This window comes from Microcystis sp. 0824 (genome assembly GCF_003112475.1).
Taxonomy (GTDB): Bacteria; Cyanobacteriota; Cyanobacteriia; order Cyanobacteriales; family Microcystaceae; genus Microcystis; species Microcystis aeruginosa_C.
The window spans coordinates 47,606-59,676 of record NZ_BDSM01000050.1 but is presented as its reverse complement, the minus strand read 5'-3'; the positions used below and the strand labels follow the sequence as shown (position 1 = coordinate 59,676).

Annotated in this window: 10 protein-coding genes; 6 read left to right on the top strand and 4 right to left on the bottom strand. The window is 44.4% G+C overall.

Annotated features, from left to right (window positions below; translation table 11 throughout):
• Positions 1–142 precede the first annotated feature (142 nt).
• Positions 143–1,828, bottom strand: a complete 1,686-nt coding sequence (locus N0824_RS16460) for an iron uptake porin (protein ID WP_108937533.1) — start codon at positions 1,826–1,828, stop codon at positions 143–145.
• Positions 1,829–2,436: 608 nt separating this feature from the next.
• On the opposite strand from N0824_RS16460, the gene N0824_RS16455 reads away from it, so the two are divergent.
• From N0824_RS16455 to N0824_RS16445, 3 genes are all read left to right on the top strand, one after another.
• Positions 2,437–3,252, top strand: a complete 816-nt coding sequence (locus N0824_RS16455) for a Ycf66 family protein (protein WP_108937532.1) — start codon at positions 2,437–2,439, stop codon at positions 3,250–3,252.
• A gap of 365 nt (positions 3,253–3,617) precedes the next feature.
• Positions 3,618–4,154 carry a TolB family protein gene (locus N0824_RS16450; protein ID WP_108937531.1) on the top strand — a complete coding sequence of 179 codons (537 nt, stop codon included), beginning with the start codon at positions 3,618–3,620 and terminating at the stop codon, positions 4,152–4,154.
• 162 nt (positions 4,155–4,316) lie between these two features.
• Positions 4,317–4,838, top strand: a complete 522-nt coding sequence (locus tag N0824_RS16445; RefSeq protein WP_108937530.1) for a TolB family protein — start codon at positions 4,317–4,319, stop codon at positions 4,836–4,838.
• A 166-nt stretch (positions 4,839–5,004) separates the two neighbouring features.
• Here the strand turns inward: N0824_RS16445 and N0824_RS16440 are convergent, their stop codons facing one another.
• Positions 5,005–6,102, bottom strand: coding sequence for a patatin-like phospholipase family protein (locus N0824_RS16440; protein WP_108937529.1), 1,098 nt, complete (start codon positions 6,100–6,102; stop codon positions 5,005–5,007).
• A gap of 272 nt (positions 6,103–6,374) precedes the next feature.
• Positions 6,375–7,664, bottom strand: a complete 1,290-nt coding sequence (locus N0824_RS16435; protein ID WP_108937528.1) for a glucose-1-phosphate adenylyltransferase — start codon at positions 7,662–7,664, stop codon at positions 6,375–6,377.
• Positions 7,665–7,870: 206 nt separating this feature from the next.
• Here N0824_RS16435 and N0824_RS16430 point away from each other — a divergent pair, with 206 nt between their 5' ends.
• From N0824_RS16430 to N0824_RS16420, 3 genes are all read left to right on the top strand, one after another.
• Positions 7,871–9,235 (top strand): hypothetical protein, encoded by a 1,365-nt coding sequence (locus N0824_RS16430; RefSeq protein ID WP_108937654.1) that lies wholly within the window; start codon positions 7,871–7,873, stop codon positions 9,233–9,235.
• 314 nt (positions 9,236–9,549) lie between these two features.
• Entirely contained in the window at positions 9,550–10,545 is a 996-nt protein-coding gene (dusA, locus tag N0824_RS16425; RefSeq protein WP_108937653.1) for a tRNA dihydrouridine(20/20a) synthase DusA, read from the top strand.
• A gap of 15 nt (positions 10,546–10,560) precedes the next feature.
• Complete coding sequence (locus tag N0824_RS16420) at positions 10,561–11,373, top strand: DUF362 domain-containing protein (RefSeq protein ID WP_108937527.1); 813 nt, start codon at positions 10,561–10,563, stop codon at positions 11,371–11,373.
• A 345-nt stretch (positions 11,374–11,718) separates the two neighbouring features.
• Here N0824_RS16420 and N0824_RS16415 read toward each other — a convergent pair whose 3' ends face one another.
• Positions 11,719–12,069, bottom strand: a complete 351-nt coding sequence (locus N0824_RS16415; RefSeq protein WP_108937526.1) for a Rieske (2Fe-2S) protein — start codon at positions 12,067–12,069, stop codon at positions 11,719–11,721.
• Positions 12,070–12,071 lie beyond the last annotated feature (2 nt).

The following is a 12,071-nucleotide window of genomic DNA, read 5'->3' as shown; positions in this document are numbered from 1 at the left end:
ACTAAATAGGCGAAGTAAATATAGCAGCGTTTGGGACGCTCCGATCATCTTCTCATAAATGGTTATATCCAGTGAAAAGTTCAAAGTAAAAAAACGGTGAGATCTACAAATCCCACCGTTTTTTCAAGTCCGTCAACTCAGCTTAGAAACGGAAAGTTGTCCGGAGGACACCGACAAAAATGGTGTCGTTATTACGGTTGTTAGCATTGAAGATCGCATAGGCACCAGGGGTAATCAGGATGTTTTTGGTGACTGGGAACTTATACTGAGCTTCTACCATGTAGGAAGTGCCATCTTCCTTGTCGGAACGGGGTACTTGACCACCACCGATGGACAAGGCCGCACCTTCGGCAAAGAGATCGAGGACAGAAAGATTCAGGTTCCAAGACCAGATACCAGTGTTATTGTCTCCGATCGCATCATTAACTCCCGTGGCCGAGGCATCAGCATAACCACCCCATGCCGCTATATTTAAGACTCCTGGGATAACCTGGGCGCTACCCTGCAAACCGAAACGGTTAGCAGTAGTACCAACGTTACCGAAGGGACGTTCCGTCAGAGGGCTACTGACGTTACCGAATAAACCAGAGCGAATATCGGCAGCAGTTTGATAACTGTGAACGTAAACGAAGTTAATATCGGCAAATTTGATGAAGGAGAAACCTACTTGCGCGCCAGTACTGAAGGAACCATTGAACAAACCGTTTCCTTCGCTAGGATTAGAGGCACCACTGCCCGCCAGATAAGCCCCTGTAACTTGGAAAACATCACCGATCTTGAATCGAACCCCTGCACCCGTGCCAGAAGGACCGCGGAAGACGATGTTGTTATAACGTTGACCGCGAGATAAAGCACCGGTGCCGCTATCGGCGAGGAAGGGGTTAGCAGTGAGGAAAACGTCATCAAGGTTAAGGGCGTTAGCACCAACCCAAACGGTGATGTTACCGAAGGGAGTACCGATGGGAGCGCGGTAGAACAAGTCATCGATGGTTACGTCATTGTCCCGGCCATCATCGTATGCTAGACGGGTCATGTTGGTTCTCGTCGGACCGTTTTGGTTGAAAGTGGTGTTAAAGTTACCTGCTTGTAAACGGGTTCTCAACAAATCTTTACCGGTGAAGCTGGTTTCAAAGTTGAGTCGTACCCGATTATTAAACACTGCTTGGGTCTGATCTTGATTGCTGCCCTCAGTCACCGTACCGTCGGTATTGGTAACGGAAGCTTGACCACCCCAGCTATCGGCGATACTGAAGATTACCTCACCTCTGAGTTTGGTGGTGGTGGAAAATTGATTGTTTTCCAAGAAAGCAACGCGCTGTTCCAAGTTATCTACTCTAGCCCCTAAGGCCGCTAGTTCGCTTTCAAATTCTTGAACAAGACGTTTTAATTTATCGATATCTTCTCTGAGTACCCCGACACCATCTTGAATTAAACGTTCCATGACGTTTAAACAAGCGTTTAAACCTGCGGCAAATTCCCAACGAGTGGTGGCGCGATCACCGCGGAAGGTACGGTCGGGATAACCAACGATACAACCGTAACGTTCTACAAGGCTTCTTAATGCCTCGTAGGCCCAAGCGGTGGGAGATACGTCCCGCAGTTGGTTAACGCTAGTCACCTGGGACATGGAACCTTGATAGACACCCGTATTAATCTGCTGACTACTTTGGCCCCGTTGAATACGATCAAGTTGCTGTTGCGCAGCTGGATCAATTTTAAGTTGAGGTGTCCCCGGCATAGTTTGAGCCACTGCGCTGCCAGCAGCCGCTACGGAAGCACCTAATACTAAAGGAGTTACCTTTGCTAAATTCTTGAATAGTTTTGACATGGGTCAATCCTCACACCTTATTCTATGGATTGAATGGACTATGAATACAAACAGACTATGTGTTTAGCCTGTATTATACTCACATTTTATGCTAATTCCCTCTTGCCTAGGTTAAGTTAACTTTATGATATGACAGAAAAATTTCTGTCTCAGCTTATTAGAATTGGAACTTACGCACTTTACAAATTAACCATGATGTGCGGATGTGCGTCAATGACAATCCGTCGTTTCAGAAGCGATCGCTCAAAAGCCATCCAGAAATCACGTTAAAATGTCCGAAACCTATATATCACATTTAGTCAATCCTGTCAATGGGTAACTTCTAAAGATTTTGTTAAAATCTCAGCCGTCAGTCTTTTCAGTTATCAGTTATCAGTTATCAGATGTGAGTTTTCAGTTGACTGATTACTGTTTACTGATCACTGATCAAGTCTCCGCACTCCCCTAACAATAGTTGTGTGAACGGGGGTGGCCAATATATTGCTAGACTTTGGGGTTAGAATATAGCTCGATGCCTAGAGTTAAAAACAGCAGGATTGCTTCTGAAAGCTGAGGGCTAGAGATAAAGACTCGATTCTTAAATTTAAGCACCGAGAAGGGAGATAAAGATGGTCAATTTTGGGCTGAATTCGGCCAGTATCTTAGGAATTTTTCTGGCAGTGGCCGGAGCCGGGTTATACTTCCTGCGCTCGGTGCGGCCGGAACTTTCCAGGGATCATGATATATTTTTTGCCGCCGTTGGTTTACTGTGCGGTTTAATTCTACTTTTTCAAGGGTGGCGACTGGATCCGATTTTGCAATTCGGACAATTTTTGCTGACTGGGGCAGCGGTGTTTTTTGCCTTCGAGACGGTAAAATTACGGGGTTTAACCACGGAACAGGCCCGCCGAGGCACGTCTTTTGTGGATGAACGTCCTGTGAGTCGGGAATATCGGGCCGAATTGGAACCCCTCGACACCTACGAACCGGAGGAACGTTACGAAGATAATCCCCGTTTACGCGGTTACGATGATCCCCGCTCTTCCCGCACTTCTAGTTATCAGGACGAGGAACCCCGCAGCACCCGCACCCGTCGGCCGGCCGATACCGGCAATCGCAAAACCAGTAATCGTCGTCCCCGCAATAGTTCCCCCACTAGCGATCGAGATGTTTATGATCAGCGCCGTAGCGGTGATGATTGGGAAGAAACCAGTTCTCGTCCCCGTCGTCGTCCCGCTAATGAAGAGACGAGCAGTAAACCGCCCCGCACTGGACAAAAACGTCGTCCTCGCCCAATAATTGAGGACGATCCGCCATTTAAAGGGGAATACGTCGATTATCAACCGATCGATCCTAGCGATACGAGCGATCGAGAAGATTGGCAGAGACCAGATAATAGTGAACGGGAGTCGAGCAATGATCATCCGACTAGGTTTGATTATTAAGGAGTAGGTCCGTTGACATCCTCGCCGCCCTAAAAGTGCGGCGATTCCTAAACCTCACGATTTAAGTTTCTGCTTCCACCACCGTCGCATACCACAGTTAAAAAACCATGTACTGTCTTACACAGAGTCCACAGACTTTCGCCCCATTTCAGAAGCCCGATTCCGTGTGTCCCACGGTACGTTGACCGCCTATAGCTTCTTGTACTTGTTGCGCGCGACTTTTTACCCGGCCAAGCTTTTCTGGTCGGAACCCCCTAAGCCGAGTTTTCAAGGTGCTGCGCCGTCCACTTGGTTTTCGAGACCGGCCTTTTAATTCTAACGTAAAGCCAACCTAGAACGGCGGGGTTTCAGACCCAAAATTTCCGATGACCAAAGCTCCCTTTTTGCTGTTTATCTGCTTGTTTTTAGGGGTTATAGGCGGTTGTAATCTCAATAACCCCGGTTTCTCTACAGGAACCCTAAATAGTCGCTATAATGACGAAAAACCTGCCCTGAGCGGTGATGGTCGTTGGCTTGCTTTGCTGTCTAATCGTCGCGGTACTAATCAAATGCTGCTGTATGATTTGCAGACAAAACAATACCAGACCCTAGGGGGATTATATACGGGTCAAGAAATTACCGATAGCCCCAGTTTAAGCCAAACGGGGCGTTATCTGGCTTATGTGGTGATTATTGAAGGTCGTCCCGTCATCGCTTTATATGATCGCATTACCGATCGCTCTGAGTTATTGAGTCAAAATTATCGCGGTTGGTTGCGAAATCCCCGTCTTAGTCCCGATGGTCGTTATCTTGTCTTTGAGTCCGCTCGTCGGGGACAATGGGATGTGGAGGTTCTCGATCGCGGTCCGAATATCGAGTTAGATATTGCCGATGGCAGTCCCGTTGACAGTCCCAAACCGTGAAACGTCATTAGACCTCTTGTAAAAATCAAAAATTGTTGTTAGAGTCAGGAGTCAGGAGTCAGGAGAATTAAGAATGAATAATAATCAATTAAATGGTCTATTTAAGGATTTTGTGCAATTTAATCCTTATTTTTCCCGTTTTTGAACCATCAAAAATTAATTATGCAAGAGGTTTATTTTTTTATTAGTCTTGTTGCCGTAATTAGTTTGTTAACTGGATGTGCGGGTTATCCCAGTTTATTGTCTTTTCCTTTCGATCGAGGGGGGAGAAGTTTAAACAGTGCTGCTAGTGAATTAACTCCCTATCTTGCCTCTCGCTATCTCGTTTTTGCTTCCGATCGCAATGGTTCCCAAGCTATCTATCTTTTTGATGCCATCGATCGCCGTTTACTGCCTTTACCCGGCCTAAATTCTCTCGATCAGATCGCTTCTAGTCCTTCCATTAGTGAAGATGGTCGTTATATCGTTTTTACTGCTAGTCGTCAGGGAAAAACGGCTATTTATCTGTACGATCGACAAACTCAACAGAGAAGGGAAATTGCTCCCGATCTCCTCGCGGAAGTACGCAATCCGATCATCAGTGCCGATGGTTCTAAAGTGGCTTTTGAAGTGGCAAAAAATGGGCAATGGGATATTATGATTTACGATCTATCTGGACGGGTATTAGTCAATGAAAATCAGTGATTATTAGACCTCTTGTAAAAATCAAAAATTGTTGTTAGGGTTAGGAGTCAGTAGCCAGTAGTCAGTAGTCAGGAGAATTAAGAATGAATAATAATCAATTAAATAGTCTATTGACAGATTTCATGCCATTTAATCCTTATTTTTGCCGTTTTTGAAACCTCAAAAATTATCCTAAACCCATAGCTTTTAGTCGATGTTCTAGAAACTGTTTTCCCTGTTTTTCGCCGTCAGCGATCAGACGCTGGATATTGGCAGGAGAGCGATCAAGTTTACTTTCGTAGTTGAGACTATTGGCTAATTCCGCCGACATTTCGATCATAGGAATATGGTAATCTTGATCGGGATCTTCCGGGAAAGATTTAGGAATTTTAAATGGTTCTGTTAAGGCGATCTCCCGCAAAAATTCCTCTTTAAAGGCTCCTTTGAGAAATAATTGATTGAGAAAATCAATCTGATCGAGACCTTGAAATAGGGAAACATTGCCTTCTAATTCATTGCGGCGATCAGCAATATCATCGGATTGCACGGGGATCTTATCTCTAGAGGTGGGATTAATTTTAATTACCCAAATTTCATCGGGAATATTTTCGACTCCAACAAATTCACGGCGAATTAAAGAACGGATGGGGGGATTATCGGAAAATAGTCCATCCCAGTAGGCCATAGTTTCAATGGTGACGGCAGGAAAAATGTTAGGAACACAGGCAGAAGCTAGGATATGTTCAATTTTAACTGCTTCCTGGCGCGAGTTAAATTTACTTAATTTTCCTGTGAGGACATTACAGGCCCCCATTAATAAAATTGGTGGTTCTGGTTTAGCTCCCCAAGTGGCTAATTCCGAGAAATCAATATGCGCTCTTAGTAACTGATCAAAGTTGGTAAAGCGACTGCGTAAACCGTAGGTAGCTAGGGAAAATAAGGTTTTAGTAATCGGAGAGTAAGGACTGAGATTATACTGGGGAATTAATCCTTTGCTGGCTAATTCTAGAGCTTTAATAGCTGAGTCATTAAATAGCTTTTCTTGGGGAGTTTGAGCGCTATTATCTTCCCAAAAATCAATCATTCTTTTCCAAACGATGCTATCACCTTTTTTGAGAGCATACCAAGTGAAAAAGGCACAGATAGCACCGCCAGAAGTACCACTGAGACTGACAATATTAAAGTAATCTTGCACTTTATTGTCAAATAATGCTTTTAATGCACCAGCAGTAAAAGCAGTTTGACTGCCGCCTCCCTGACAAGCGATCGCAATTTTGGCTTTCATAAATATCCTTTGAATGGCTTATATCTAAGCCCTAGGCTTTTAATTTAAGGTTAATTGAAAACCTAGAATCGGATGCAAAAATATAGAAATTTTTCTGATTTTCAGAGGAGCTGCTCGGGAGATTTTGCTATCACTTCTAGAAAAGGATAGGATTTCAAGGGAATTGTCTAGGTAATTAGCTGAAGCCATCAGCCTGCGGCTATATTCAAGCGATAATAACTAGAAAAATGGAAAAACTGATAACTGATAACTGATAACTGATAACTGATAGATTAAATTACTGTCCCGTCGGGAATAGTGGCATTTTTGAAAATAACCACGATGCCGCTGCGAACATAGAAACCTAAATCTTCGCGATTAGCTTCTTCCACACGATCTTTGTTAACAATTAAAACATTGGAACCAATGCGAGCATTTTTGTCCACAATTGCCCGACGAATAGTGGAACCGGGACCGATACCCACGGGAATTTTGGCATTTCCGATCAGACTTTCCCGTTCGGGGAAAGACTCATAAAAGTCGGCTCCCATCAGCATTGTATCCTCGATCGTGCAGTCTTTGCCGACTCGACTACGAATACCTAAAATCGAGTGATGGATGCGAGATTCTTTGAGAATACAACCTTCAGAAATCATCGATTCTGTCACCGTACAATTGAGCATTTTTGTGGGTGGCAGATAGCGAGAACGGGTATAGATGGGGGCTTTTTCGTCGTAGAAACTAAAGGCGGGATTGGGTTGTTGGGTCAGGGCGAGATTAGACTCATAAAAGGCTTCAATCGTCCCGATATCCTCCCAGTAACCCTTAAATAAATAAGCCTGAAGATTGTAGTCTTTAGCCGCCGAGGGAATAATTTCCTTGCCGAAATCGGTCTGTTCTTTATTGGCATCGAGCAGATCGATTAAAACATTCTTTTTAAAGACATAAATTCCCATGGAAGCAATGTAGGGACTTTGACGAGCTTGGTCGGGACTTAAGCCTAAAATCGTCGTATCTACCCGCATTCTTTCCAATTCTGCCCCTTTGGGTTTCTCATAAAAATCGACAATTCGCCCCGAATCATTAATTTTCATCACCCCAAAAGCGGAGGCCCGACGTTCATCGATGGGAACTACCGATAAAGTGATATCGGCGTTGGTTTCCCGATGGCGTTCGATGAACTTGCTGTAGTCCATGCGATAGAGATGATCTCCCGAGAGAATGAGATATTCATCGATATCCCAATCCTTCATCGTCCAAATATACTGTCGTACCGCGTCGGCCGTGCCTTGGAACCATTGAGGATTCTCCATGGTTTGTTGAGCAGCCAAAACTTCCACGAAACCATCACTAAAACCCGTAAAATTATAGGTACGATTGAGGTGACGATTGAGGGAAGCGGAATTAAATTGCGTCAACACATAGATTTTGTCAATCTGGGAGTTAATACAATTGCTGACGGGAATATCGATTAAGCGATATTTTCCCGCTAGGGGGACGGCAGGTTTTGCCCGCAGTTTCGTTAACGGATAAAGGCGAGTTCCGGCCCCGCCACCTAAGATAATAGCTAATACTTTTTTCACGCGCGTAACCCTCGCGATTGGCTGTTTCCTTCTCAAAGTAAGTGTAGGATGATAGCGTACCTTATTGATAGAGGGGAAACAAAAATCTAGATCTAAAAGTCATCAAGAGGGAATTGATCGGAGTCTTTGCGGATAAATTCGCTAAAATCATGAATTTCTGGGCTAAATCATTAATATTCACCTTTTTTCTCCCTTTACCGTACCTAATGCCCCCTACGGTGACGGGCGATCGCTGTTCCTGGTTAGCCCAAAGTTCCGATGTACAAACTTTCGGTAAACAGGGACAAAGCGGAAAAGCTGGCAAGATCGGCAGCCAAGGCAAAAATAGTGACAGTTTAACCCTTTTTCTCGATGGTTCTCCCCTAAAACTCGATATTTCGGGACAAAAAGGGGTCAATGGGGAAAATGGCGGCAATGGCAGCGATGGCAACTGTAGCGGTCAACCGAGCAACGTCACACGAAATCTTCAGGCGGCCGGTGGTGGTAACGGTGGCAATGGGGGTAATGGGGGTGATGGGGGCAATGGCGGCGCTTTAACCCTCTATGCCACTAATTTAGATTTTTTAAGACAAGTAACGGTCAATGCGGCCGGAGGCGCCGGGGGTTTTGGGGGTCAAGGAGGTCAGGGGGGCAAGGGTTGTCGCTGTTCCCGACCTTTCTGGACAATTCAAACCTGCAGCGGTAGGCCGGGTGATGCCAATTATAGCTGTACCACTAGAGAATTTAGCTGTCAGGATGGTCTGGATGGGGCGACGGGTAATAGTGGTCGTAACGGTCGCGGGGGACGTTTAGGACAGTTAACTTTAATTCAAATCGATCGCCCTTTAACTGCCGATCAACCGAGCGCAACTGTTCCCCTTTCGGAGTTAAAAGAACGGGGTTATATTCTCTCTAAAAATAGTTGGGAAACTCGCACCGGGGCAGTGTCTTTATTTGCCCCCGGTTCCCTGATCGATGATCAATATCGGATTTTAGTAGATCGATCGGAACGTTCTTTTATTTTAATTTGGAATGCGCCCCAAGAGTTTAACCGGTTTGCTAATCAGCGTTTTACTTTAACCCTCGATGCTCAAAAGGAAATGAGGGTAACTGTCCCCAGTGAATTGTGGATCGAGGGAACCACTCAAAAACGCAATAATGTTACGGAATTTGTCGTTTATAATGCTGTTTTTGAACGAGATGTCACCCAATTAGAAGCAAAAGGTATTACAGGAAATGGTACTGATTTAAGGCTTTTTCTTGAAGATAAAGCTTCCCAATCGAATTTAATCGGCACTAAATTTAAAGTGCGTTATCGCGTCACTCGTTGGCAAGCAGACGACCTGCAAACCAGTCCCAGAACTGATTTTGTCACTCGCTATGAAGGAGATATGCCCGCTAATTTAGTCCGACAGGACGGCAATCAATTTATTCTGGATATCGGTCAATTACCCTTACCTGTGGAATCTTTGCGATCGGGTACTGGGGTAGAAATCGAGTTACTTGCTACGCGTTCTTTTGCTGGTTATTCCAAAGAACAAAAAATCGTCATCCGCGACACGATTAAAGGATCAAATATCCTGCGGAGATAAGTCAAAAAAGTCCCCTTCTCCTTTCTCCGGTGCAGTGTTAACCAGTAATTTAGATAGTCAACTTAAGTAGCTGGTTATAATTAAATTAAAAATAGATTTTAGGTTCGATCCCCCCTTAGTCCTAGGGTTGATTCATAGTAGGGTTGATTCATGAATCAACCCTACCCTTAGTCCCCCCTTGATAAGGGTGGTGTCTGATAATTTTTAACGCCTACCTACTTACCAAAAAGCTTTAAAATATGTTGAGAGGAAGACTGGTTATTCTCTGGGGTTCACCAGAGAATGTCCCGATCAGCGAAAAAATCAAGGGGAAAATGGGCAGTATTTTAAGTGTGGCGCCGATGATGGATTATACCGATCGCCATTTTCGCTATTTTTTGCGACAAATTAGCCGTCGTCCCCTTCTCTACACGGAAATGATCACAACGATGGCGATTAAACACGGCGATCGCTATAAGTTGCTGGGGTTCTCCCTAGCAGAAAAACCTCTAGCTTTGCAGTTAGGGGGTGATAATCCCTATCTTTTGGCAGAATGTGCTAAAATAGCAGAAGATATGGGTTATGACGAGGTAAATCTCAATGTGGGTTGTCCTAGTTCTCGGGTAAAAGAGGGCAATTTCGGCGCTTGTTTAATGGCTAACCCGGAATTAGTCGCGAGGGGAATATCGGCAATGAATCAAGCTGTATCGATTCCCGTGACTGTAAAACAGAGAATTGGCATTGATCATCAGGATAGTTACGAAAATATGGTCAATTTTGTCCGTATTGTCGCGGATGCGGGTTGTCAACGTTTTACCATCCATGCGCGGAAAGCTTGGTTACAGGGATTAAGTCCTAAGGAAAATCGCACCGTTCCCCCTTTACGTTACGATGATGTTTATCGCCTAAAAAATCAGTTTCCCCATTTGTTTATTGAAATTAATGGCGGTATCATTAATTTAGAACAGGCTAGACAACATTTACAATTAGTAGATGCAGTTATGATCGGTCGGGCAGCCTACGATAATCCCTATTTATTTGCCACAGTCGATCGAGATTTTTATGGGGAATCGGTTACTCCTCCTACCCGGGAAGAAGTAATCAAAAAAATGCTTCCCTACATCGATGAGTGGGTGAGTAAAGGTTATAAATTACACCAGATCAGCAAGCATCTTTTACAGCTTTTTGCCGGTCAGCCCGGAACTAAGGCCTGGAAGCGTTATATTAGTGAAAATAGCCATTTTCCTGGGGCTGATTCTGGGGTAATCTGGCAAGCTTTACAGCAGGTAAACTCCCTAAATGATCTGGCTAATCTGTCAGCTTCCCATTGATTTATTTTCTTTTCTATGATTATCCAATCCTCAATTACTGCTGGGGTAAAAAATTCAGCTATGGCGGATTTTGTTTATCAACCTCCCCGGGCAGCTATCACAGCTAAACGTATTTTAATTAAACCTAATTTAGGTTATCCTGTGCCACCACCAGTAACGGTTAGTCTGCCGGTATTAAGTCAAGTTTTGCGAGGATTGAGAGGGGTAAATCCAGGGGCAGAAATTATCTTGGTAGAGGGAGTTTGTTCTGCTATTTCTTTGAGAGAAATTATCGATATTTTGGGGGTAAAATCTATTCTCGATCCTGGAATAAATATTATTGATGCTGATAGTTTACCACAGCAAGAATATCCGAATCTTTCCCCTTTTCCTGTGCGTTTTCCCTCGATGTTTGCCCCTAAAATTATCGAAGAAGTGGATTGTCGGATCACGATTGGAACCTTAAAACGCACCCATTTAAAGGATAAACCCCTGATTTCTGCTTCTTTAAAAAATCTCTATGGACTCTTTCCCCGTAGTCATTATAAAGCCCGTAGTCCCAACTCGCGGGGGCAATTACATCGCCCCTCCGTACCGCTAATTTTACAGGATGTTTATTTTTGTATCGGTCATCTTTTTGATGGGGCAGTGGTGGACGCTAATCTCAAATATTTTAGTAGCAATTGGCGACCGGATCGAGGAAAATCTATTCCTCTGGGTCAAGTATTTTGGGGTGATGATATGATTAGCGTGGATCGCAGTGCTTGCCTGTTGGGTGATGAACCGATGCCGAGTTATTTAGATGCGATCGATTTGCTTCGTTCTCAACTTTTAAACGGAACCAATTAGGGTTAATAATTCTTGGCTAAAATAGGCAAACACTTGTATTAAATAAGCTCTGGCTTATTATTTCTACTGCAAAGCCTTCCGCTCCTAGGCTGACATGACGGGATTTTATACTAAAATCCTATTTAAAAAGTATAGGAGAGTGGGGATCACCGGAGCGGGGTAGGGTTGATTCATGAATCAACCCTACCTTGAATCAACCTACTATGAGAGCGGAGGGGGGGAACAGTCCATAACTGGGTTTTTATGGAAGGGAGCGCGGTAGGGTTTGACATTCTCAAAGATTAACCAATTGTCGGTTAAAGCAACTGCTCTTTAGGTTGCCCAAAACCCCCCCTCGGTGAGCGGTTATGCGTCTATCCAGATGCTGCCGTCTTCGATGCGGAGGGGATAAACGGGTAAAGCTTGGGGTTGAGAAACTGCCGCCATCGCTTTGTTAACCACAGGGGGCCAGGTAATCCAGTCCTTGACAGCACCAGTACATAGATCAAAAGAACTACGATGCCAGGGACAAACGATCGCGCCGTCTTCGGTAATTTTGCCCTTCGTCATCGATAATTTTAAATGAGGACAACGATTACCGACGGCGTGGAATTGACCGTTATTGTTAATCAAGAGAATGGAACTGTCCCCCACTTTTACCACTTGACGGGTGCCGGGGGCAAGGGAATCTACAGATAATACTTTTGTCCAACTCATAT